17 protein-coding genes and 1 pseudogene are annotated in these 22677 nt (G+C 69.9%); 5 read left to right on the top strand and 13 right to left on the bottom strand.

The genetic code is table 11. The features are described 5' to 3' along the window. Positions 1-5: 5 nt before the first annotated feature. Positions 6-1640 (bottom strand): acyl-CoA carboxylase subunit beta, encoded by a 1635-nt coding sequence (locus tag RKE50_RS16890; protein ID WP_350038421.1) that lies wholly within the window; start codon positions 1638-1640, stop codon positions 6-8. After that, complete coding sequence (locus RKE50_RS16885) at positions 1637-3472, bottom strand: acyclic terpene utilization AtuA family protein (RefSeq protein WP_350038419.1); 1836 nt, start codon at positions 3470-3472, stop codon at positions 1637-1639. Before RKE50_RS16885 ends, RKE50_RS16890 begins: the two co-directional genes overlap by 4 nt. A gap of 168 nt (positions 3473-3640) precedes the next feature. Here RKE50_RS16885 and RKE50_RS16880 point away from each other — a divergent pair, with 168 nt between their 5' ends. Beyond that, complete coding sequence (locus RKE50_RS16880) at positions 3641-4384, top strand: TetR/AcrR family transcriptional regulator (RefSeq protein ID WP_350038417.1); 744 nt, start codon at positions 3641-3643, stop codon at positions 4382-4384. A gap of 298 nt (positions 4385-4682) precedes the next feature. On the opposite strand, the gene RKE50_RS16875 is transcribed toward RKE50_RS16880, so the two are convergent. From RKE50_RS16875 to RKE50_RS16850, 6 genes and pseudogenes are all read right to left on the bottom strand, one after another. Further along, positions 4683-4943 (bottom strand): cation:proton antiporter regulatory subunit, encoded by a 261-nt coding sequence (locus tag RKE50_RS16875; protein WP_350038473.1) that lies wholly within the window; start codon positions 4941-4943, stop codon positions 4683-4685. Between the two features lie 15 nt (positions 4944-4958). Then, positions 4959-5882, bottom strand: a pseudogene (locus RKE50_RS16870) (ATP-grasp domain-containing protein); the annotation flags it as partial. A gap of 136 nt (positions 5883-6018) precedes the next feature. Further along, positions 6019-8211, bottom strand: coding sequence for a TonB-dependent receptor (locus RKE50_RS16865; RefSeq protein ID WP_350038415.1), 2193 nt, complete (start codon positions 8209-8211; stop codon positions 6019-6021). 44 nt (positions 8212-8255) lie between these two features. After that, positions 8256-9872 (bottom strand): AMP-binding protein, encoded by a 1617-nt coding sequence (locus RKE50_RS16860; RefSeq protein ID WP_350038413.1) that lies wholly within the window; start codon positions 9870-9872, stop codon positions 8256-8258. A 23-nt stretch (positions 9873-9895) separates the two neighbouring features. Next, complete coding sequence (locus tag RKE50_RS16855; RefSeq protein WP_350038412.1) at positions 9896-10540, bottom strand: TetR/AcrR family transcriptional regulator; 645 nt, start codon at positions 10538-10540, stop codon at positions 9896-9898. Beyond that, the gene (locus RKE50_RS16850; protein WP_350038410.1) at positions 10537-11718 is read right to left on the bottom strand and encodes an iron-containing alcohol dehydrogenase; all 1182 of its coding nucleotides are present in this window, start codon (positions 11716-11718) and stop codon (positions 10537-10539) included. Before RKE50_RS16850 ends, RKE50_RS16855 begins: the two co-directional genes overlap by 4 nt. A 156-nt stretch (positions 11719-11874) precedes the next feature. On the opposite strand from RKE50_RS16850, the gene RKE50_RS16845 reads away from it, so the two are divergent. Genes RKE50_RS16845 through RKE50_RS16830 form a run of 4 tightly spaced genes read left to right on the top strand, consistent with a single transcriptional unit; the run spans position 11875 to position 15718 of the window. Continuing rightward, positions 11875-13509, top strand: a complete 1635-nt coding sequence (locus tag RKE50_RS16845; RefSeq protein WP_350038408.1) for a methylmalonyl-CoA mutase family protein — start codon at positions 11875-11877, stop codon at positions 13507-13509. A 21-nt stretch (positions 13510-13530) separates the two neighbouring features. After that, complete coding sequence (locus tag RKE50_RS16840) at positions 13531-13911, top strand: cobalamin B12-binding domain-containing protein (protein WP_350038406.1); 381 nt, start codon at positions 13531-13533, stop codon at positions 13909-13911. An 8-nt stretch (positions 13912-13919) separates the two neighbouring features. Further along, positions 13920-14921 (top strand): methylmalonyl Co-A mutase-associated GTPase MeaB, encoded by a 1002-nt coding sequence (meaB, locus tag RKE50_RS16835; RefSeq protein ID WP_350038404.1) that lies wholly within the window; start codon positions 13920-13922, stop codon positions 14919-14921. Next, positions 14918-15718 carry an enoyl-CoA hydratase/isomerase family protein gene (locus tag RKE50_RS16830; RefSeq protein ID WP_350038403.1) on the top strand — a complete coding sequence of 267 codons (801 nt, stop codon included), beginning with the start codon at positions 14918-14920 and terminating at the stop codon, positions 15716-15718. Before meaB ends, RKE50_RS16830 begins: the two co-directional genes overlap by 4 nt. Before the next feature lie 14 nt (positions 15719-15732). Here RKE50_RS16830 and RKE50_RS16825 read toward each other — a convergent pair whose 3' ends face one another. From RKE50_RS16825 to RKE50_RS16805, 5 genes are read right to left on the bottom strand one after another with little or no spacing between them, the layout of a single operon-like run. Further along, positions 15733-16248, bottom strand: a complete 516-nt coding sequence (locus RKE50_RS16825) for a ferritin-like domain-containing protein (protein WP_350038401.1) — start codon at positions 16246-16248, stop codon at positions 15733-15735. Further along, on the bottom strand, positions 16245-17069 hold the full coding sequence (locus tag RKE50_RS16820; RefSeq protein ID WP_350038400.1) for a thiamine pyrophosphate-dependent enzyme: 825 nt from the start codon (positions 17067-17069) through the stop codon (positions 16245-16247). The genes RKE50_RS16825 and RKE50_RS16820 overlap by 4 nt, the downstream gene beginning before the upstream one ends. Next, positions 17062-18774, bottom strand: a complete 1713-nt coding sequence (locus tag RKE50_RS16815; protein ID WP_350038399.1) for a 2-oxoacid:acceptor oxidoreductase subunit alpha — start codon at positions 18772-18774, stop codon at positions 17062-17064. The genes RKE50_RS16820 and RKE50_RS16815 overlap by 8 nt, the downstream gene beginning before the upstream one ends. Continuing rightward, positions 18771-20363 (bottom strand): WS/DGAT/MGAT family O-acyltransferase, encoded by a 1593-nt coding sequence (locus RKE50_RS16810; protein WP_350038398.1) that lies wholly within the window; start codon positions 20361-20363, stop codon positions 18771-18773. The genes RKE50_RS16815 and RKE50_RS16810 overlap by 4 nt, the downstream gene beginning before the upstream one ends. A 13-nt stretch (positions 20364-20376) precedes the next feature. Then, the gene (locus tag RKE50_RS16805; protein WP_350038397.1) at positions 20377-22674 is read right to left on the bottom strand and encodes a glycerol-3-phosphate 1-O-acyltransferase; all 2298 of its coding nucleotides are present in this window, start codon (positions 22672-22674) and stop codon (positions 20377-20379) included. Positions 22675-22677 lie beyond the last annotated feature (3 nt).

The following is a 22677-nucleotide window of genomic DNA, read 5'->3' as shown; positions in this document are numbered from 1 at the left end:
CCTCCCTACATGCGGCCGACGCCGAAGGCGTTCGGCTGTACCGCGCGGTGCCGCGCCTCCCAGCAGGTCTGCAGCGCCATGCCCAGCGCCCGCCGCGTATCCCGTGGATCGATCAGGCCGTCGTCGAGGAGCCGGCCGGAGGTGTAGAACGCGTCCGACTGGCGGTCGTAGTGCGCCGTCACGCGCGCTTCCTGCGCCGCGAGCATGGCCTCGTCCACGGGTTTTCCCTTGCGCGCGGCGCCGGCACGGAACACCTCGGACATGGTGCGCGCGGCCTGCTCGCCGCCCATCACGCCGATCTGCGTATTCGGCCAGGAGAAGACGAAATCCGGGTCGTAGCCCTGGCCGCACATGCCGTAGTTGCCGGCGCCGAAGCTCGCGCCGATCATCACCGTGAGCCGCGGCACCCGGGCGTTGGTCACCGCCTGGATCATCTTCGAGCCGTGCTTGATCATGCCCGCCTGTTCGTAGGCCGTGCCCACCATGTAGCCGGTGATGTTCTGCAGAAACACGAGCGGGGTCTGCGCCTGGTCGCAGAGCTGGATGAACTGCGCCGCCTTGCTCGCCCCGTCCGGGTCGATGGGGCCGTTGTTGCAGAGGATGCCCACGGGGATGCCGTAGATGCTCGCCTGCAGGCAGACCAGGGTCGCGCCGTAGCCGGGCTTGAAGTCGAGGAAGCGCGAGCCGTCGACGATACGCGCGACCACCTCCCGCGCCTCGTAGGGCTGGCGGTAGTCGACGGGAACGATGCCGAGCAGTTCCTCCGCCGGGTAGTGAGGCTCCTCGAAATCCCGGGCCGGCGGCGGCGGACAGTGCCGGTTCCAGCCGAGCTGGGCCACGAGGTCGCGGCAGGTGGCGATGCCCTCGGCATCGTCCTCGGCGAGGTACTCGACCAGGCCGGTGATCGAGGCGTGCATGGCGGCGCCGCCGAGCTCGGCGTCGTCGGCAACCTCGCCGGTGGCGGCCTTGAGCAGCGCCGGCCCGGCCAGGTAGGCCTTGCCGTTGCCCTTCACGCCGACCACGTAGTCGCTCATACCGGGCATGTAGGCGCCGCCGGCGGCCGAGGCACCGTGGAGCACCGTAAAGGTCGGCAGCCCCGCGGCGGACAGCCGGGCCAGGCGGGCGAAGATGCCGCCGCCGAGCATCCACATCTCTACCTCGTAATCGAGCAGGTTGGCGCCGGCACTCTCCACCAGGTGCACGAACGGCAGCTTCTGCTGCAGGGCGATGTCCATGGCGCGGATGCCCTTGCGCGTCGAGGTGCGGGTCATGGCGCCGGCGTTGATGCCGGAGTCATCCACCTGGAGCATGCAGCGCACGCCGCCCACGTAGCCGATGCCGACGATCTGCGTGGCGCCGGGCACGGAGGTCTCCGGGTCCTTGTCGTCCACCAGGTAGCCGGCCATGTTGCCGATCTCGAGGAAGGGCGAACCCGGGTCGAGAAGCCGCGCCAGGCGCTCCCGGGGCAGGAGCTGCCCGCGCTTCTCGAAGCGCGGCCGCGCCGCCGCGGACAGCTGCTCGGCGCGACCGAGGAGTTCCTGCAGGTGCTCCACCAGCGCCAGCTGCGCGGCGCGGTTGGCCGCGAAGGCCTCGCTCGCGGTACTGACCTGCGACGCGTAGCGTTGCCCGTGATCGATCATGCGGTCTCTCCGAGGATGGCATCGCCGAGCCCGTGGGCCGCGGCCAGGGACCGCGGCAGGGGAATGGCTTCAGCGAGGAGAAGCTGTGCGTAACACTTGCCCTGCGGGTCCGCGCGCAGGCTGGCAATACCGCCGCCGCCGAGCGCGCTGTGCAGGAGGAAGTTGAAGGCGCCGGCGCCGGGCAGGTAGAAGCGCTCCACCGGCACGGCCTGGCCGGGCGCCAAAAAGTGACCGAAGCACGCCGCCACCCGGTCCGCGTCGAGGGCATCGGCGATCCAGGGCAGGAAATCACGGTGCCGGGCGATGATGCCGATGTTGGCCTTGTCGCCCTTGTCACCGCTGCGCCCGAAGGCGAGCGCCTCGAGCGGAACGGCTACCAGCGGCTCCGCCGTGGCCGGCGGCAGCGGGTCAGCGGGGGCGGGGCCCGGGTCCGCCGGGGCCGGCAGGGCCGGCTGCGCGAACGCTACCGGGGCGCCGTCGACCTCGACGGTGATGCTGACCGCGTCCCGCGGCAGCAGGAAGGCGAACAGGCGCACCACCGGGCTGGGCTTGGGCCGGGCGCCGGCGAAGCCCGTGAGCCCCGGCGGCGCGGTCAGCGCGAGGCCGACCATTTCCTTGAGGAAGACGCCGATGCCCCGGGCGCTCGGGTGCTTTGCCGCGATCTTCAGGTCGACCTCCCGCGGCTCCACCCCGCTGGCGCCCGCGCCGAAGTGCGACTCGACACCGAGGATCTCGACGCTGCTCTCGCTGAGCGGGCCGAGGCCGGCCCGGTCGAGCATGCGCGCCGTGCGCTCGAGGATACCCTCGGCCAGGTGCTCCGCCTTGCGCCGGGCGTCGCGCCCGACCATGGTCCAGAGCTGGCCGGCGCGGAAGCCGTCGGCCCAGGTCGCACAGGTCTTGTAGTGCACGGGGGCGCCGTGACCGCGGGCGCCGGCGAGGCGGACCCGGTCCGGCGCCACGGCCTCGAGGGTCACTTCGCTGAAATCGCAGGTCACGTCCGGCAGCTGGTAGCAGCGCGGGTCGCCGATTTCGTAGAGCATCTGCTCGGCGACCGTGCCCACGCTGACGAGACCGCCCGTCCCCGGCGCCTTGCCGATCTCCACGGTGCCGTCGGCATCGATCCAGGCAATGGGGTAGCCCGCCTCCGGCAGGCTGTCCACGACCTGCTCCCAGTCGGTGAAGTTGCCGCCGGTGGCCTGGGTACCGCACTCGAGGATGTGGCCGGCCAGGCAGCCCTGGGCAAGCCGGTCGCCGTCCACGGCCTCCCAGCCGAAGGCGTGGATACAGGCGCCGAGCGTCACGGCGCTGTCGACGCAGCGTCCGGTGATGACGATATCGGCCCCCGCGTCGAGGGCCGCGGCAATGGGGAAGGCGCCGAGGTAGGCGTTGATGCTGGCGACGCTCTCTGGCGCGGGGAAGGCGTCGCCGCTGAACATCTCCGTGACACCGGCCTCGTGCAGGCCCGCGGCGCGATCCGTGAGATCGTCGCCGAGCACCACCGCCACGCTGAGCGCCAGCCCCTGGCGGGCAAGCTCCGCGCGGAGTGCCTCGGCGCAGGCGCGCGGGTTCACCCCGCCTGCATTGGCGATAACGCGGACGCGCTGGCGGGCTATGGCCTCGAGGTTGGGCGCCATCGCCGCGGTGACGAAATCGGTGGCGTAGCCCTTGCTGTCGTCCGCCGCCCGCGCCCGGGCGAGGATCGACAGCGTGATCTCGGCCAGGTAGTCGTAAACGAGGTAGTCCACCGCGCCGCCGGCGAGGAGCTGGGGCGTGGCGAGGGCGGCGTCGCCCCAGAACCCGGCGGCGCCACCGATGGCAATGCGTCCGGTCATGGCTTGCGTGCTCCCGGGACTGGTCGCGGGATTATGCATCGCTTAATATATTCAAGCAATACTCAAAGACCATGCTGCGTACCGTGCCGGCGCGCAGGCCGGTGCGACCGGCCGGTTTACCCGGTAGCCCGCCGGGGCTATGGTGCAGGGTCAGGCCGGAGAAAGGGCATGAGCGCAAACAGCAAGACCACCAGCCGCACGCGCCTCGAGCGACGCGAGCAGGAAATCCTCCGGGCGGCGACCGAGCTCTTCGCCAGCACCGGCTTTCACACCACGTCGACGCGGCGTATCGCCGAGGCCGCCGGCGTTTCCGAGGGCACGGTCTTCCACTACTTCGGCAGCAAGCACGACCTCATGCTCGCCATCCTCGACCGATTCTACACCGAGCGGCTGTCCCGCAATGCCGAGGCCATCCTCAACGACGTCATGGGCACCCGCGAGCGCCTGCGCGCCCTCGCCCTCAACCACGTGCAGGAGCTCGCCGCGGACCGGGCACTCATGATGCGCCTGATCCAGGTCTACATCGGCGTCGACCTGCTCTACGTCCACGGCGACGAGGAGGCCCTCGCGCAGGACTCGCCGATCCGCGCCCTGAACCGCACCTATGTCGGCTACTTCGACCGCATCCTGCGCGAGGGTGTCGCCCGCGGGGAGATACGCGGGGACCTCGAGCTGCCGCCGTGCCGGGACCTGTTCTTCGGCGGCCTCGAGTACGGCATGCGCACCTACCTGTACCGCCATCGCGGCACCGCCGATGCAGCCATCCGCGACTATGTCGAGGAACTGGTGGAACCGGTCTGGCGCTACCTGCAGCCCGCGGACGCCGCGGAGGCAACCGCCGAGGGCCCTGACGCCCTGGTGCGCCGCCTCGAGCGGGTTACCCGGCGCCTGGAGCAACTGGCCGAGGGGTAGACCGCCTGCTCAAATACAGGGGTCGCCCTGCGTCTCGTCTTCGCTCTGCGCAAGCGCGCGCTACCCGCCTGCCTTGCGCTCCCGGCGCGCTATCACTGTTCGATCACCCAGGTCCAGCGTCAGCGCCCAGGTGCCGTCGTCACTACGGCTGACACGACAACCGTACCGGTATCGCTTATTTCTGTCCGTTGGGGTAACGCGGCGAATGGTCTTCAGTTTCATCGGTGCTCCCTGGGTTTGGACTGCCGCCCACCCGGCACAGTCCTGCCAGAGTCACCCACCATACCTGCGGCTGCCTTCAGGACTGGTCCGACGCCTGCTCGGCGCTGAGCTGTCGGACCTTCGGCCGCCGGCGGCGGCGAGCGCGGGCAGGAATCATCTCGCGCATGGCCTCGAGCTTGCCGTAGCAAAGTAGCTTGTCGCCAGCCTCCAGGAGCCGGTCCTTGCGGGGATTGGGGATGATCCGGCTGCCACGGTAAAGCGTCAAGACGTTTATGTCCCGCTCGGACAGCCCCGTCCCGGCGATGGTCTCGTCAACGAAGCCCGAACCTTCGGGCACGTAGATCTCACTGACGCCGTAGCCCTTGCTCACGGTGAGACGTTGGCGCACATCGATCTCGGGGAAGTCCACCTGGGCGGCGATGTAATCGATGACCGCACCGGCAACGTCGAGGCCCGTGGCGCTCTCGATGCCCTCGAGGCCGGGCGAGGAATTCACCTCCATCACCTGGGGCCCATCCTTGCCCTCGAGCATGTCAACCCCGGCGACGCGCAGCCCCATAATCTGGGTGCAACGCACGGCGGTCTCGACGTAGCGCTCGTCGAGCTCAACGGGCTCGGCGATGCCGCCGCGGTGTACGTTGCTGCGAAACTCCTGCCCCTGGGCGACGCGTCGCATGGCGGCGACCACGCGGTCACCGACCACAAAGGCGCGGATGTCCTTTCCCTTGCTCTCGGCGACGAACTTCTGGATGAGCACATTCTGTCGCTGGCTCTGCAGCAGCTCGATGATGGATTCGGCCTGCTTGACCGACTCTGCGAGCAGCACACCGATACCCTGGGTGCCCTCGATCAACTTGATGATCACCGGCGCCCCGCCCACCCGTTCAATGGCGGGCAGGACGTCTTTCTTGTCGCGCACGAACGTCGTGCGTGGGATGCCGATGTGGTGGCGGCTGAGGATCTGCAGGCTGCGCAGCTTGTCGCGTGAATTGCTGATTCCGTGCGCCGTGTTGGCGCAGAACACGTCCATCTCCTGAAACTGCCGCACGACCGCCGTGCCATAGTAGGTGATCGAGGCGCCGATACGGGGCAGCACGGCGTCGTAGGTGCTCAGGTGCTTCTGGCTATAGAAGAGGTCGGGGGCGCCCTCCTCGAGATCGATGGCGAACTTCAGCGTATTCAACACCTTGACCTGGTGCTGGCGCTGCAAGGCGGCCTCCTTGAGCCGGCGTGTGCTGTAGGCATTCGGGCTACAGGAAAGAATGGCAAGCTTCATGTAAGGTCCCCACGGTTGGAAAGTCTGAAGGTGCTCTGCGAGGAACCGTCGAGGTTAGCACAGCGAGAGGGGCGACGGTCCGTCGCCCCTATAGCAGGCCGTGGTCTGCGGGAGGCGCACCTCCCGCAACCCTTCCTCAGAAGCTGAAGGACGCCGTTACCCCGTAGGTGCGCGGCGGCATCATCGAGCCGACGCGCAGCGAGTTGTAAAGCGGCGCCGTGATGATGTTGTTGGAGATGATCTCCTCGTCGCCGAGGTTGCGGCCCCAGAGAGAGAGCAGCCAGCTGCCGCCGGGCAGGGCATAGTCGACGCTCGCATTCAGCAGCGTGTAGCTGTCCTGGTAGGCGTCGGCGCGGTTCCACTCGGTGAAGAAGATCTCGTCCTGCCAGTAGGCCTCGCCGCGCACGCGCAGCAGGCCACCGCCCGCTTCCGTCTCGTAGTTGATGCCGAGGCGCGCCGTGTACTCCGGTGCGTTCGGCAGCGTGTTGCCGGAGAGATCGGCGATCTCGAAACCGTTCGCGTAGTCGCCGTTGAAGAACTCCTTGTACTCGGCAGAGAGATAGGTGCCATAAAAGTCGGCGCTGAAGCCGCCGCCGAGCTCGCCGGCCAGTTCCAGCTCGAGGCCGTAGTTCTCGGCCTCGGCAGCATTCACCGTGGTCACCGTGCTGGTCTCGTCGACGAAGGAGATCTGCAGGTCCTGGTAGTCGTACCAGAAGCCGATCAGCCCATAGGTAAAGGTCCCGTCGCCGCTGCTGCCCTTGATGCCGACCTCCCAGGCGTCCACCGTTTCCGGATCGAGCGGCGGGCTGATGCTGCCGGTGTTGATGACGCCGGACTTGAAGGCCTGGTTGAAGGTGGCGTAGAGCATCATGTTCTCTTCGGGGCGGTACTGGAGCGTGATGCGCGGCGTAATGTCGTCCCAGTCGGCGTCCTGGTCCGTGTTGACATCGAGGCCCGCCGCATCGAAGCGGAACGTCCCCGTGCCCTCGCGCTCCTCGTAGTTGTAGCGCACGCCCGCGATGAGGGTCAGGGCATCGGAAAGGTCCCAGGTGACCTCGGCGTAGGCCGCGTAGGCGGTGATGTCGACGTCACCGTTCTGCTCGTAGCGGCCGCTGTTGAGGCCATCGCCGATCGGCGTGCCGCAGGTCGCGGGCGCGAGCAGGAAGCAGATGTTGTTGAGGGGCACCAGCACCTGGCCGTAGAGCTCCTCCTCGAAGTACATGACGCCGGCCAGCAGGTCCAGCCGGTCGCCGTCGACGTTCAGGGTGAATTCCTGGCCGAAGGACTCGCTCTCCTCCATGTAGTCGTTGCGCCCGAAGAGGTCCGCGTCGGTGGAGTCCAGGTCGTCGCGAAGGAAGCGGTCCAGGTCCTGCACCGAGGTGACCGAGCGCAGGCTCATGCGGTCGCTGAGCTCGAAGTCCAGCAGCAGGTTAGCGAGGTAGCCGTCGCGCTCGTTGAGCGCCTCCTGGTCCGAGTTGATGTCGTAGAAGTCACCGCCGACGTCGAAGATCGTCCGGCCGCCGAGTACCGGTACCGCCGGCGGCAGGCCTCCGGCCGTTCCCTGCGAGGGGCCGAAGTAGTGGAAGGCGAAGTTGCGATCGTCCTCTTCGTAGTACTGGAAGGACAGCGCGCCGCTCACGGCACCGTCGCCATCGTAGGCCAGGGTGCCGCGGTAGGCCTGGGCGCTGCGGTCGTCCACGTCCTCGCCGCTGAAGATGTTCTCGCCGTAGCCGTCGCGCTCCTCGATCTTGGTCGCCAGGCGCAGGGCCCAGGCATCCCCCAGCGGCAGGTCGACGGCGCCCTGGAAAGTCATGAGGCCGTAGTTGCCGCCGGTGGCGGTGAGGTAGCCGCCGAACTCGTCGCCGGGCTTGGCCGTCACCAGGTTGATCGCGCCGGCGGTCGCACCGCGGCCGTAGAGCGTCCCCTGCGGCCCGCGCAGCACTTCGACCTGCTCGAGGTCGAACATGCCCACGAGCTGCGCCGCCGGGCGCGGGATGATCGCGCCGTCCTGCAGGAAGGACACGGAACCCTCGCCGCCGATATCGATGCTGGTCATGCCGATCCCGCGCATGAACACCCGGGCGAAGCCGAACTGGTCGCCGATGGAGAGGTTCGGCACCGCGGCCGCCATGTCGCGGACGTTCTCGATGCCACCGGGCCCCACATCCTCGCCGCCGATGACGCTCGCCCCGCCGGCGAGGTCCTGGAGGCTGGTGCTGCGCTTGGTGGCCGTGACCACGACCTCCTCCAGCGCGTCCTGGGCGGCAGCGGGGCCGCCGAACCCGAAGGCTGCGAGGAGCCCGACTGAGAGTGCAGTTGCGGTTTTCATAATGATTATCCCGTCTTGCTGTTGCTGTCGTTAGGGTCAGGTCTTCAGGCTTTCAGCTTTTCCCTCTTCAGCGTGAAGCCATGGGCCTCCCGGTCCCAGGTATCGCCGGTCACGCCCTCGCCGCGGAGGAGGTGCTTCTGCACCTTCGCCGACGGTGTCTTGGGCAGTTCCGGCAGAATGCGGATGTAACGCGGCACCATGAAATAGGCCATGTTGTCGGCGAGGAAGGTGAGCAGCTCGGCGGGGTCGATGGTCTGCCCCTCCACCGGCGCGACGGCCACCATCACGTCGTCCTCCCCGACCTCGCTGGGCACGCCATAGGCCGCGGCCTCACGCACTGCCGGGTAGGCCACGACCTCGGCCTCGACCTCGAAGGAGGAGATGTTCTCGCCGCGGCGGCGGATTGCGTCCTTGCGCCGGTCGACGAAGTAGAAGAAGCCCTCCTCGTCCTGGCGGAAGCAGTCGCCGGTGTGGAACCAGCCGTTGCGCCAGGCCGCGGCGGTCGCCTCGGGGTTCTTGTAGTAGCCGTGGTTCATCCCCCAGGGCCGGTCCGTGCGCACGAGCATCTCGCCGATCTCGCCCAGGGGCACCTCGCAGTCGTGCTCGTCGACCAGACGCACCTCGACGCCCTCGCGCTTTTTGCCGCAGGTGCCGCGCTTGGTCGGGTTCGGCTCGGACACGATGGGCGAGGAGATCTCGGTCATGTTGAAGATCGTGTACACGTCGATGCCGAAGCGCTCGTGCATCTCCAGCGCCGTCTCGGTGAACGGCACCATGAAGGCGAGGCGCAGGCTGTGATCCCGGTCGCCCGGCGAGGGCGGGGCCTTGAGCAGGAAGGTCGCCATCACCCCGAGAAGGAAGGCGCAGCTGGTTTTCGTCTCGCGGACGAAGGGCCAGAAACCGTCGGTACTGAAATTCTCCATCACCGCGATGGAGCCGCCGCGCACGAGCATGACGAAGATGATGCCCATGCCGCCGATGTGAAAGAGCGGCATGTTGATGAGAAAGCGGTCGTCGCCGTTCACGAAGTGCCAGGTCTCCGGTCCCGCGTTGGTGAAGATATGCAGGTAGGAGGAGAGCACGCCCTTGGACGGCCCCGTGGTGCCCGAGGTGTAGATAATCGACTGCGTATCCCAGGGCTCGATGGGGCGCGCAAGCGGCGGGCAGGGCCCGTCCGCGGCCTGCAGTGCCTCGAAGGGCTCCAGCGGCAGGCGGATCGCCGCCGCGGGGCCCACGTGCACGACCCGCTCGATGGCGGCCGTGTCCACGTCGTCGAGGCGCTCCACCAGGTCGCCGTGGGCGATGAGCAGGCGCGCATCGGAGTTCTCCAGCACGTGGGCGAGAAGCTTGCCCTTGTAGGCCGTGTTGAAGGGGACGAATACCGCGCCCAGGTAATTGATGGCGAAGAAGCTCAGGATCCCCTCGCGGCCGCCGAAGAGCCACACGGCCACGTGGTCGCCCTGGGCAACCCCGCGGGACGCGAGACCCGCGGCCACCGTTTCCACCCGTTCCTTCAGCGACGCGTAGGTCCACTCCTCGCCGTTCTCGAACACGGCGTAAACGGCGTCGGGCTGCTCGCGCGCCCAGCGCTCGATGAGGTCCCGCACCACGCAGGCATCGCGGGCGGGTACGCGGGGGTCGGTGCAGGTGGGCGTGGTCATGGCTGTCCTCCCGGTATCGTGGTTCAGCGGCGCGGCGCGGGGGGCGCTTCCTGGCGGCCACGCACCGCCACCAGGCGCTCGACGTTGCGGATGATGTGGGTAATGATTTCGGCTTCGGACCAGTGCCCCCCCGGCTGGTACCACAGCGCCACCCAGCTCATCATGCCGCCGATGGTGGTCGCGGTGAGCGCCGGGTCCTCTACGCGGAACTCGCCGACCGCATCACCGCTGGCGAGCACCTCGGCGAGGCGGTGGTCGAAGGCGGAGCGCTGCTCACGGATCGCCCGGGCCTGCTGGGGCTCGAGGTTCTTCTCCTCGCGCAGGTAGACCACGATGTACTCCTGGTTCTCGACGATGATCCGCGTGACCTCGTCCACCACCAGCTTCAGCTGGTCCCAGCAGGAGCCGGGGATGACGAGACAGCGCTCCAGGGCCTCGAGGGACAGCGTGATGCCGAGCTTTGCGATGTCGTAGAGAATCTCGCCCTTGTTCTTGTAGTAGCTGTAGATGAACGGCTTGGTGACCTGCAGCTTGTCGGCGATGGCATCGATGGTCGTGCCTTCATAGCCCTGCCGGTAGAAGAGATGGCTCGCCTCCTCGCGGATCCGCCGGCGCTTGAACTGGGCCAGCTCCGCCTTGAGGTTGTTGCCGGGGCGTGCTGCCGTCACGAAGCGTCCCCGGCGGCGAGGTCGAGCACGGGGAGCACGTCTGCGGCCTTCTCGATGAGGCGTGGGTTGGTGCGGGCCCAGAAGTCCTGCATCGTGTACTCTGCCACCCGCTCGAACTGGTCCCGCCCCACGCCGACCTCGGCCAGGGAACGCGGCATACCCAGCCCGCGGATGAACGTATCCACCAGCTCACTGGCGGGGCGCTCCGGCTCGCCGAAGCAGGCGCTGATGCGCCGCTGCCGCTCGCCGTTCGCCGGAACGTTGTAGGCGAGCACGGACGGCGCCATGACGCAGGAACAGTAGCCGTGGGGCACGTCGCAGGTGCCGCCGAGGATATGGCCGATGGCGTGGGACAGGCCCATGGGCACCCCCGCGATGATGGGGACCATGGACTGCCAGGCACCGACCTGGCACTTGAGGCGGGCGTCCAGGTCCGTCGGGTCGGCCTTCACTGCCGGCAGGCCCTCGACCAGGAGGCGGAGCGCGGAATCGGCCATGCCATCACAGAAATAGTTGGACGCCAGGGAGCCGAGCGTTTCCAGCGCGTGGTCCAGGGCCCGAACCCCCGTCGAAAGCCAGAGCCATTCCGGGGTGTGCACCGTCAGCGCCGGGTCCAGGACGATGGCGATCGGCGCCATGAGCCGGTGCTCGTAGCCCTGCTTGTGCTGGATCTTCTCGTCCGTCGCCCCGGACAGCGGGTTGAACTCGCCGCCGGAAAGCGTGGTCGGGCAATTGATGACGCGCACGTCCGGGCCCTCGAACGCCGGCTTGATCACCTCGCCGGCATCGTTGACGTACACGTGGTAGGGCTCGAGGTCGTCGTGCTCGCGCAGGTCGTGCTTCAGGCAGATGCTGATGATCTTGCCGGCATCGGTCACCGAGCCACCGCCGACGGTGACGATCAGGTCCGCGTCGACCTTGCGTGCCGCCGCCGCCGCCGCGAGCACGGCGCTGCGCGGTGCGTGCGGCGGCATACCGTCCCAGCAGTCCGCGAGCCGCGGGCCGAGGGCGGCGCGAATCTGTTCTATCTCGTCCGTCTCGCGGTTGAGGGTGCGGCTGACCAGCAGGAACACTCGCTCGCTGCCGAGGCGCTCCGCCTCTGCGGCGATGGCCGTACCGGCGCGCTCGCCGAGATACACCTTTTCGGTGGCAGTCAGGAGGACACTCGATGGCGTCATGGGCCTTCCTCGCGTTGGAATTATTGTCTGTTTTCGCGCGTCTCGGGTAAGCGTAAGGTTTTTTTACCGGCCGTCAAGCAAAAGTTCTTACGAGTAGACAAACGCCGGGGCTGGGTTTACATTGCCGATTGCACCCCCGGAACGAATGACCGCGCCATGAACGATAAGAACAGCGCCGGAAAGACCTGGACGAGCGCCTCCGGCATCCCGCTCAAGCCCTTCTACGGAGAGGACGACGTGCCCGCGCAGCACCGCGAGCGCCTCGCCGCCGGCCCCGGCGAACCACCTTTCCACCGGGGCGCCTACCCCACCGGTTACCGCACCAAGCCCTGGCGGATCTTCCAGCTCAGCGGCTTCGGCAAGCCCGAGGACGAGAACGCCCGCATCAAGTTTCTCCTCGAGCAGGGCGAGACCGGCTTCATCATGGAGCACGACCGCAACACCGGGGACCACTGCTACAACGTCGACCACCCCGAGGTGGTCGCCCGGCGCGAGGACGTGGGCCTCACCGGCGCGGTCATGCAGAGCGTCCGCGACATCGACATCTGCATGAAGGACCTGCCCATCGAGACCAGCTACGCGCACGCCGGCGGCGCGGTGGTGCAGCACGCCCCCTTCGCCCTCGCCGGTTACTGGACCGTGGCGAAGCGCCGCGGCGTGGCGCTGGACCGGCTGCCGGGTACGGGGCAGAGCGACTATTTCCTCACCTACCTCGGCTGCGTCACCAAGCAGCAGGTGCCGACGGACGTGGGCCTGCGTTTCAACGCGGACATCATGGAGTTCTGCGACCGCTACCTGCCGCGCTGGGTCCCGGTGTCCATCGCCGGCTACAACGCCGCGGACACCGGTCTCAATGCCTACCAGGAACTGGGCGCGCTGTTCGCCAACGCGGTGGAGTACCTCGACGAGATCCAGCGCCGCGGCACCATGCCGATCGAGCGCGCCGCGCGCGGCTGCGGCGGGGTCAGCTTCCGCATGTCCATGGACCTGTTCGAGGAGGCGAGCAAGCTGCGCGCCGCGCGGCTGATGTGGCAGCAGCTGCTCGCCGAGCGCTACGCCATCACCGATGCGAAGGTCGCCAACCTGCGCATCCACTGCGTGACCGCGGGCTCGCGCATGACCTACCAGCAGCCCCTGAACAACATCGTCCGCGGCACCGTGATGGCGCTCGCCGGCGTGCTCGGCGGCGTGCAGTCCCTGGGGGTCTCCGGCTACGACGAGGCCCTGTCCATCCCCAGCGAACACGCGCACCAGATGTCGGTGCGCATCCAGCAGATCCTGCAGGAAGAGACCAACGTCACCGCGGTGACCGACCCCCTCGGCGGCTCCTGGTACGTCGAGGCCCTCACCGCGGAACTGGTCGAGAAGGCCTGGGGCTTCTTCGAGGAGATCCAGGCGCAGGGCGGCTTCCTCGCCAGCCTGGATTCCGGCTGGCTGCACGAGAAGGCGGCTGAGAACCAGCACCGCGAGTTCATGGCACAGGAAACGGGCGAGCAGGTGATCGTGGGCGTTACCGCGCACAGCGACGACGCGTCCCCCTACGAGGTCGACGGCTTCATGGGTGTGGACGACGCCTTCGACGTGGCGCTGGAGCGCCTGGAAGAGGTCCGCCGCACCCGCCACGAGGCCGGCGCCGCCGACGCCCTGCGCCAGCTCGAGCGCGTCTGCCGCAGCAGCGACAACATCATGCCGGCGATGATGGATGCCCTCGAGGCGGAGGTTACCCTCGGCGAGATCGGCGACGTCTGGCGCGACGTCTTCGGCGATTGGGCAACGCCCATCCAGACCTGAGGCGAGGCGAGGAAAACAATAATGAGCGGCAAACGTATTCTCATGGCCAAGACGGGCCTGGACGGCCACTGGCGCGGACCGACGATCGTCGCCCGGGCGCTCCGGGACGCGGGCTTCGAGGTCATCATGATCGGCATGGCGCGGCCCGAGGAGGTCGTGCAGGCGAGCATCGACGAGGACGTGGACCTCGTCGGCCTCAACATCGGCGGGCACGTGGACGTGGCAGTGCGGGCGGTAACCGCCCTCAACGACGAGCGGCCCGACCTGCCAATCTTCTGCGGCGGGGTCGTACCGCCGCACGCGAAGCGCCGGCTGGAGGCCCTCGGCGTCGAGGTCTATCCGCCAGGCTCGCAGCTCCCCGACATCGTCGGCGCCGCCCGGCGCCTCACCGGCCTCGACTGACGCCGGCCGTGGCCGGGGACAACGCGGTGGCGGCACTGGTCGCCGAAGCCGTCGGCGGCAGCCGCAGCGCCCTCGCCCGCCTGATTTCCACCGCCGAGCGCGGCGGTGACGACGCCGCCGCGCTGGAGGCGGCCCTGCTGCCCTGCGGCGGGAATAGCTACAGCATCGGTATCACCGGTGCGCCCGGCGCCGGCAAGTCCACCCTGGCCAGCGCGCTCACCACGGAACTGCAGGCGGGCGGCGAGCGCGTCGCCCTCCTCGCCGTGGACCCGTCCTCGCCCCTGACCCGCGGCGCCATCCTCGGCGACCGGGTTCGCCTGCAGCCGCACCTGGGCAACCCCGACGTGTTCATCCGCTCCATGGCCTCCCGCGGCCATCTGGGCGGTCTCGCCATGGCCACCTGCACCGCCCGCCGCGTGCTCGAGGCCTGCGGCTGGCCGCTGGTGCTCATCGAGACCGTGGGCGTAGGCCAGGCCGAGCTCGACGTGGCCGGCGCCACCGACACGGTGCTCGTGGTCCTCAATCCCGGCTGGGGCGACGAGATGCAGGCCAACAAGGCCGGCCTGATGGAAATCGCCGACATCTTCGTCATCAACAAGGCGGACCGGGCGGGCCTCGAGGCCACGCGCCGCGACCTCGAGGCGGCCATCGCGGCCAACGCCCCGGAGCGGCGTCCGGCCATCGTCGAGACCGTCGCCACGGAGGGCACGGGCCTCGACGCGCTGCGCGCGGCCATCGCCGCCCACCGGGAGCAGGCCAAGGCCTCCGGCGAGCTGGAACGGCGCCGCCGGGTGCGCGCCGTCACCGAGCTGCGCGACCTCGCCCGCGCACGGCTGGAGCTGGCCCTGGAAGGGCAGCTTGCCGGCCCGGCGGGCGAGGCCCTCGCCGGCGCGGTGACCCGCCGCGAGCTCGATATCGACAGCGCGGCCCGGCGCCTGGTGGCCGACCTCTTGAACAGCGACTCACAGCGCGGTGCCAGCCGCGGCGACCCGGAGCAAGACACCCCATGACCCGCGAGGATTCCCTGCTCATCGACCACCACGGGGCGGTGGACTGGCTCACGCTGAACCGACCGGCAAGCGGCAACGCGCTCGACCCGGCGCTGGTCGATGCCCTGGTCGACTACTTCGAGGGCCTGCGCGACCGGCCGGCCACGCGGGTGGTGGTGCTGCGCGCCGAGGGCCGCCATTTCTGTGCCGGCCTAGACCTGACGGACCCGGGCTTCAACCCGCCGGAGCGCGGGCCGAACGCCATCTGGGCCATCCAGCGCCGCATCGCGCGCATCTACCCGGCCATGCGCCGCTGCCCGCAGCCGATCGTCGCCCTCGCCCGGGGCGCGGCCTGCGGCGGCGGCTTCAGCCTGCTCATGGCCTCGGACATCCGCATCGCCGGTGAGAGCGCACGCATGAACGCCGCCTACCTGCGCATCGGCCTCACCGGCTGCGACATGGGCTCGAGCTACTTCCTGCCGCGCCTCGTGGGCAGCTCGCTGGCCTCGGAACTGCTGCTCACCGGCCGCTTCCTCTCCGCCGGGCGCGCGCTGGCCACCGGCTTCGTCTCGGCCGTGGTGCCCGACGCGGAACTGGACGCCGCCGCGGCGCCCTACGTGGAGGAGATGCTCGCGGCGACACCCATGGGGCTGCGCCTGACCAAGGAGGCGCTGAACCACGCCCTCGACGCCCAGGGGCTCGAGGCCGCCATGGCCATGGAGGACCGGCACCAGTCCCTCCTCGCCCTCTCGGAGGATGCTGCCGAGGCCGCGCAGGCGTTCACGGAGAAGCGGCCGCCGCAGTTTCGTGACCGTTAAGGGGCTGAGGCCCCCTATTCCGGCAGGTGCGGCGGGTCGTCGTCCTCGCGGGCAAGCTCGCTGACCGCCGGCAGGTCCTGCAACCGCAGCGCCAGGCGCTCGGCGTGTTCCGCCTCCTCGTCGGCAAACTCGCTCGCCAGCCGGCGGGTGTCCTCTTCGCCGGCGCGGTCGGCGCGGTCGCGGTAGAAGGCGCCGGCCGAGCGCTCCTGGGCCAGCGCGAGCTCCATGGCCTCGCGCAGCGTCATGCGGTAGTGCGCCGCCTCGTGGCTCGCCGTCTCCGGCGCCTCGGCGCCCGGCCAGTCGTACTCCCAGGCCTTGAGCTCGGGCAGCGGCAGCCCCGCGGCCAGCAGGCTCACCTCGGCCAGGTGCCGGCTCGCCTCCTCGGCCATCGCGCGGAAAAACGCCGCCACCTCGCCATTGTTGTGTGCCGCGAGCGCGTCGGCGAGCTCGGTGTAGCGGTCGTGGGCCTCCTGTTCCAGCTCACAGGCGTGGGCGAGGAAGTGAAGCAGCTCCGTGGACGCCGCCTTCACGGGCGGAAAGCCTCGGCCAGGCGCGGGTCGACCACCGCGGCGGGCGCCGCCGGCGGCCAGGGGGTGCGCGGTTCGGCGTAGAGCAGACCGGTCGCGAAACCGTCCTCCGCCAGGAACAGCTGTGCCGCGGCGTCGGCCCGGGTCACGGGCTCGTCCTCGCGCTCGCTGACGATCGCCTTCCAGTCGGTCTGCTCCGGGCAGTAGGTAATGCACTGGCTGAGCACGTGCAGGAAGCTGAACCCCCGGTGTTCCAGCGCCGCGGCGAGCAACTTCGCCAGCTGGTTCGGGTTGCCCGAATAGCCGCGGGCGATCCAGGGCGCACCGGCGGCGAGCGCCAGGGCGGCGGGCTTGAAGGGCCGGATGCCGGGGCCGTGGGGGGTGAGCTTGCTGTGGTCCCAGTCCATCGGCGTGGTCGGGGAGGCCTGCCCCTTGGTCATGCCGTAGACCTCGTTGTCCATGGCGATGTAGGTGATATCGACGTTGCGCCGGCAGGCGTGGATGAAATGGTTGCCGCCGATGGAGAAGCCGTCACCGTCGCCGCCGAGGGCGATCACCGCGAGGTCCGGGCGCGCGACCGCGAGCCCCTGCGCCACCGCGAGGCCGCGCCCGTGCACCCCGTGGAAGCCGTAACTGTCGACGTAGGCGGGCAGGCGCGAGGAGCAGCCGATACCGGAGACCAGGGCGACCCGGTCCCGGTCCAGCCCCAGCGCCGCGAGCGCCTTCACCAGGCCGTTGAGCACCGCGTAGTGCCCGCAACCGGGGCACCAGATCGGTTTCAGGCCCGACTTGTAGTCCTTCGGGCGCAGGGCCGCTTCAGCCATGGACCGGTTCCTCCGCAAGCATCGCGGCGATCGCCGCGGGATCGAGGGGCGCCGGCCCGGGCCGGGCAAAGCTCTCGGCCGGCACCGGCACGTCGCCCAGGTGCGCGCGCAGGTGCCGCCAGCACTGCGCCGAGTGGTTCTGCTCCACGACCAGGACGCGGCGGCAGCCGGCGAGGGCTTCCTCGAGCGCCGCCGCGGGCAGCGGTGCGAGCAGCCGCAGGCAGACCACGCGGCAGGCCGTGCCGGCCGCGCGCAGCCGCGTAGCGGCGGCGCGGGCCGCGGCGCTGGCAGAGCCGAAGGTCACCAGCGCCAGCTCGCCTTCCCCGTCGACCGTCCCCCAGTGCGGACCCGGGCCCAGCGTGGCCAGCTTGCGGGCGCGCTTGTCGAGCTGGGCGGCGTGGTCCCGGGCCGCCGTCGAGGGCGTCCCGCGCTCGCTGTGCTCGAGACCGTCTGCAGTGAAACGCCGGCCCGGGTCGCCCGGGAGCGCGAGCGCCGACACACCCGACGCCGTGAGGCGATAGCGCAGGTACTCACCGGCATCGACGGTCTCCACCGCTGCGGCGGGCAGCGCGACATGAAGCCCGGGCGGCGAGACGATGGCCAGGGACTGGCCGAGGAACTGGTCCGACAGCACCAGCGCCGGCGTCTGCAGTTGCCGGGCGAGGGCCACGGCCCAGCTGGTGGTAAACGCGCAGTCGGCAATATCGAGCGCGGCGAGCACCAGGTGCGGCGCGTCGCCGTGAAGCCCGTGCAGGGCGATATCGAGATCGCCCTGCTCGCTCTTGGTCGGGATGCCCGTGGAGGGCCCGCCGCGCATCACGTTGAGGACCGTGAGCGGCGTTTCGCTGGCGACCGCGAGACCGAGGCTCTCCGTCATCAGGGCCAGGCCCGGTCCGGAGGTGGCCGTGAACGCATCCGCACCGCCAAAGGCCGCACCCAGGGCCATGTTCACCGCCGCCAGCTCGTCCTCGGCCTGGACCAGCTGGCCGCCCACCGCTTCCAGCGCGCCGGCCAGGTACTCGAGCACATCGGAGGCCGGGGTGATCGGGTAGGCGGCGACGAAGCGCACCCCGGCCTCGAGGGCGCCGTAGCCCGCGGCCTGGTTGCCCGTGAGCAGCCAGCGCTCACCCCCGGGCCGGGCCGGCGGCGTCACGGCGACGGCGAGGGGCCAGCCCGCGCCGGCGTCGATACAGGCCGCCGCGGCATCCCGGTAGGCCGGCGCCTTGCCCGCCAGGCGCGCCGTGGCCAGCGCCGCCAGCGCCGCGGCGTCGAGGCCGAGGAGCTGGCCGAGAAGCCCCAGAGCGAACATGTTGCGCCGGCCCTCCGGGTGCGCCCCGGCGACGGCCGCTGCCAGCGGCAGCGCAACCACCGTGGCGCCGCTCGCCTGCACACTGGCCGGAACCTCGTCGTCATCCGGGCAGAGCACCGTGCTCTGCGGACCGAGGGCGATCTCATCCTCGAAGCGGGCGAACTGATTCCAGTCCAGGGCCACCAGCAGGTCCATGGCCGCCGTGGGCAGGTAGGTCTCGTCCTCGCCGAGGCACAGCAGCGCCGCCGACTCGCCGCCGCGGATCTGCGGGCCGAAGGCCTTGCGCAGGAAACCCAGGCCGCCGGCGCGCGCCCAGCCGCGGAGCAGCAGTTCGCCGCAGGCGACGACACCGGCGCCGCCGGACCCGCAGATGGCGATGGCGAGCGTGCGGCTCACGACGCCTTCCCCGAGCCCTTGCGCCGCGGCGCCGCTTTCTTCTGCGCGGGCTTGCGCTTGCCGGCGGGCGTCCGCTTCCCGGCGGCGGCCTTGCGCGTGGGCGCCGCCTTTTTCCGCCTCGCCGTGCCCTTGCGCGCCGGCGCCTTGCGGGCCTTGCGCCCGGGCGCCGGCAGGTCCCGGTATTCCGCGAGGGCGTCCTCGATGCAGCGCATGAAGACGTCCATGTCCGGCAGGATCTCCCGGGTCGAGATGACGTTGAAACCGATCTCGCCGTTGTAGCTAGGGGTGGCGATGAACAGCCCCATGCCGTCGGCCAGCGGCGCGAGCCCCAGGCTGTGCACGGCGCGGGCGCCGTTCATGTACAGGGGCACCTGTGGCCCGGGCACGTTGGAGATGAACAGGTTGCAGAAGCGCGCGGTCACGCCGCTGTTCAGCAGGAGGCGGCTCGCCAGCACCTGCGTGGCGGCCGGGACGTGCTGGGTGAGGTCCGTCATGACCCGCGCCGATACCCCGGCGCGGGCCGCCTTGCTGCGCACCGTCGCGCGGTGGATCTTGCGCAGGCGCTTCACCGGGTCCTTCTCGTCCGTAAAGATGCGCGTGGTCATGGCGGTGATGTTGTTGCCGGAGCTGGCGCCGTCGTCGCCATCGCGCGCCCGCGCATTCACCGGCACCCAGGCCACCAGCGGCTCCCGGGGCAGTTCCTCATGATGCTCGAGGTAGCGGCGCAGGGCGCCGGCGCAGACTGCGAGCACCACGTCGTTCACCGTGGCGCCGGGCACCTGCTCGCGCGCCGCGCGCAGCTGGTCCAGGGGCGCAAAGCAGGCGCCGAAGGCCTTGTGCGGTGATACGGGCACATTGAAGCGGGTGGGCGGCACTGCCACCCGGTCCTTGTCCGCGGCGGCGCCGCGGCGCAGCACAGACTCCTCTGCGCTGCGCAGCAGGCCCGGGGCAGCCCGCAGTACGCCGCCGGCGAGCCGCAGCGGCGAGCGCAGGTTGTTACCCACGGCGCGGCGCGCCAGCGCCATGACCGACGGTGCCCCCCGGGGCTGCTCCGAGGGCTTCTCCAGGGGGACGGCCGGCGTACCATCGGGGTCGGCGTCGGCGAGGCTGGCGAAGAAACGGGTCAGGGACGTGCCGTCGCCGGCCGCGTGGTGCACCTTGGTGGCAATCGCGTAGCTGCCGACGGGCAGGCCGGGCACGTGGTCCAGCCCCTCGACCACGTACATCTCCCAGGGCGGCCGGTTCATGTCCAGGGGCCGGGAGTGATAGCGCGCGAGGTGGATGCAGAACTGGCGCCAGTCCCCGGGCTCCGGCAGCCGCCCGTGGCTGACGTGGTACTCGAGGTCGAAGTACTCGTCCTCCACCCACCAGGGGTAGTCGATCTCCAGGGGCAGGCGCAGGAGCCGCTGCGTGAACAGCGGGTTGAAGCGCAGCCGCTCTTCCACGTGGGCGAGGATGTCCTTGAAGCGCACGGTGCGTCCGCCGGGCACCGTGCTCGGGTCGTAGATGGACACGGCGGTGACGTGGGTCAGGTTGTGCGCCGTTTCCAGGTAGAGAAACTGGGCATCCTGGGCGCTCAACTGCTGCATGGCAGGCACCTCCTCAGGGCAGCGCGGCAGCGCGGATGCGCTCCACGCGCCGCTGCAGGGTACGGAATTCCTGCGCGAGGGCGAGACGCGCCTCGCCACGGGCGCTGTCGCCGGCCTCCGCAAGGCCGAAGTTGGCCATCAGCTTGAAGCCGTTGGAGAACAGCAGCTTGCCGATGGATGCCTCGGAGCTGATGCGCCGCTGCAGGTAGGCCTGGTGGCCGTAGGCGAGGCTCTGCTGCACGCAGTCCCGTTCATCCAGGGCGCCGGCCGCGGGCTGGCGGGCGAGCACGTCCGCCACGACCCGGTAGGCCTCGATGTAGGGCAGCATGGTGCTGTGCGCGACCAGCGGACCGAAACCGTCGAGCAGCTGGCCGGCACCGCCCTCCTCCTCCAGCAGCGCCTCCCAGTCCGGCCGGTAGCACGCGAGTTCGCCGGCAATGTTCACCCGGAACTCCTCCCGCGGCGCGTAGAAGAACTCGAACTTGAAGAAGTCCCGGAGCCGCTCGGCCTCGGACCAGAAAGCCTCCAGGCCGACCAGCTTGCGAAACGCCATGCGCATCAGCGCGAGTTCCGCAAGGGCCTTGTCCACGAAGAAGTGGGCGATGGTGTTGCGGTAATAGCTGGCCACGCCGTGCTGCTCGCCGGCAATGGCATAGACCCGCTCCGGGCCGTCGTCGTAGCGCGTGAGCACCCCGTTGGCGATCATCTTGTCGACGATGAGGTCCAGCCGTGCCTCGTCGTCGAGGTCCAGGTGGCTGGCGAGACGGATGCCGCGCTCCCGGGCCCAGGCCACCAGCGCACGCAGTTCCGCGAGCAGCTCGTCGCTGGTGAGCGCGCGCGGCGCGGCGCCGAGCAGCACCATGCACAACAGCGCCGGGAGCGTGATCGGCGTGACCCGGTTGACCTCGAGGCCGACGCGGAAGGCGACCTTCTGCAGCTCGCGCTCGTCCTCCACGGAGGGCACCTCCGGCAGCACCACCGGCTCGCCGAAGTCGAAGTAGATCTGGCCCATGGGCTGGCGCAGGCCGCGCAGGTAGCCGATGAACCAGCGCAGGCTCTCGGGCTGCTTGGTTGCACCGGCCTGCTCCACCGCGTAGTCGCGCACATCGCCGATCAGGTCGTAGTTGATGGCGATGGGAATGATGTGCAGGTTGCGCGCGTCGGTGGCGTGCGCCGATTCCATCACGTACTTGAGCAGGCCGTAGCGCGGCGGCATGAGCTTGCCGACGCGGGAGCGCGTGCCCTCGAAGGCCCAGCTCAGCGGGAAGCGCTTGTCCATCAGGTAGCCGATGTAGTGGCGCAGCACGAGCTTGTACAGCGGGTCGCCCTTGAAGCTGCGACGGATGAAAATCGCGCCGGCGCGGCGGGCGAGAAAACCGAGCCCGGCGAAGGCCATGTTCACGCCGCCCAGGATGTGCGGGTTGGGGAAGTCGTTGTCGAAGAGCATGGAGTTGACGGCAAAGCCGTCGACGTGGGTCTTGTGCGTCCACAGGAGCGCGGCCGGATTCTCGCGCACCAGCTGGCGGATCCGCTCCAGGCCCTCGCGGTCGATGACGACCTCGGACTCGTAGCCCAGGGACATGATGAGGTGGTTGAGCTGCGCCATGACGTCCAGCCAGAAGGGCGCCGGGCGCGCCACCAGCTCGCGCATGATCGCCTCGGACTCCTGGCGCAGCTGCGCGACGGGCTTGCCCGTTTCCTCGCTGAGCTCGGCCAGGGCGGACCGGAAGCGCGGGCTGGCGAGCAGGTTCTGGGCTACACGCCGGGGCACCTTGTAGCGGCTGCCCTGCAGACGCCGCTCGGCGATATCGAGGGCGAGGCCCGCCTGCGCGGCGATGAACTCGGCAAGCTGGCGCGGCTGGGGTGCAGCGCCGTCGCGCTGCACGAGGCGCTCGCGCAGATCGCCGAGGGTTGCGGGCTCGCCGGCGATACACACGGCGCGATCCGGGTGCTGCGCGAGGATGCGTTTCGCGCGCCAGGTACCCGGGCGGCGTGGATTGCCGAACAGCAGGTCGCGGGGCCGCGGCCGCGTGGTCTTGGCGTGAAGGGAGCTGCGCCAGACCACCCGCAGCGGCAGGACCACCACGTCGTCGGCGGTGCTGCCGAGGAGCGGTTCCAGGGGAATGGCGTCGAGGTGCTCCGGGCGCCGGGCGATGCGCATGATGACCCGCTCGATGGTCGCCTTGCAGTCGTGCTCGGCGAGGCGCTCTTCCAGCCAGCGATCGAGGAGGCGCCGCTCCACGCGGTGGGCCGCATCGATGATGACGATGGCGCGGCCTGCACGCAGGGACTGCCAGGGGTTCGAGCCCATCGC

The sequence above is a fragment of the Pseudohaliea sp. genome (assembly GCF_040217025.1).
In the GTDB taxonomy this organism is placed as follows: Bacteria; Pseudomonadota; Gammaproteobacteria; order Pseudomonadales; family Halieaceae; genus Pseudohaliea.
The sequence above is the reverse complement of the archived record's forward strand: the minus strand, read 5'-3'. Positions and strand labels throughout refer to the sequence as shown.

Bases quoted from the DNA above. Each gene is read 5' to 3' on its own strand.
- RKE50_RS16890 (WP_350038421.1), bottom strand. From the start codon at position 1,640: ATGATCGATCACGGGCAACGCTACGCGTCGCAGGTCAGTACCGCGAGC.
- RKE50_RS16885 (WP_350038419.1), bottom strand. From the start codon at position 3,472: ATGACCGGACGCATTGCCATCGGTGGCGCCGCCGGGTTCTGGGGCGAC.
- RKE50_RS16880 (WP_350038417.1), top strand. From the start codon at position 3,641: ATGAGCGCAAACAGCAAGACCACCAGCCGCACGCGCCTCGAGCGACGC.
- RKE50_RS16865 (WP_350038415.1), bottom strand. From the start codon at position 8,211: ATGAAAACCGCAACTGCACTCTCAGTCGGGCTCCTCGCAGCCTTCGGG.
- RKE50_RS16860 (WP_350038413.1), bottom strand. From the start codon at position 9,872: ATGACCACGCCCACCTGCACCGACCCCCGCGTACCCGCCCGCGATGCC.
- RKE50_RS16850 (WP_350038410.1), bottom strand. From the start codon at position 11,718: ATGACGCCATCGAGTGTCCTCCTGACTGCCACCGAAAAGGTGTATCTC.
- RKE50_RS16845 (WP_350038408.1), top strand. From the start codon at position 11,875: ATGAACGATAAGAACAGCGCCGGAAAGACCTGGACGAGCGCCTCCGGC.
- RKE50_RS16840 (WP_350038406.1), top strand. From the start codon at position 13,531: ATGAGCGGCAAACGTATTCTCATGGCCAAGACGGGCCTGGACGGCCAC.
- RKE50_RS16830 (WP_350038403.1), top strand. From the start codon at position 14,918: ATGACCCGCGAGGATTCCCTGCTCATCGACCACCACGGGGCGGTGGAC.
- RKE50_RS16820 (WP_350038400.1), bottom strand. From the start codon at position 17,069: ATGGCTGAAGCGGCCCTGCGCCCGAAGGACTACAAGTCGGGCCTGAAA.
- RKE50_RS16810 (WP_350038398.1), bottom strand. From the start codon at position 20,363: ATGCAGCAGTTGAGCGCCCAGGATGCCCAGTTTCTCTACCTGGAAACG.
- RKE50_RS16805 (WP_350038397.1), bottom strand. From the start codon at position 22,674: ATGGGCTCGAACCCCTGGCAGTCCCTGCGTGCAGGCCGCGCCATCGTC.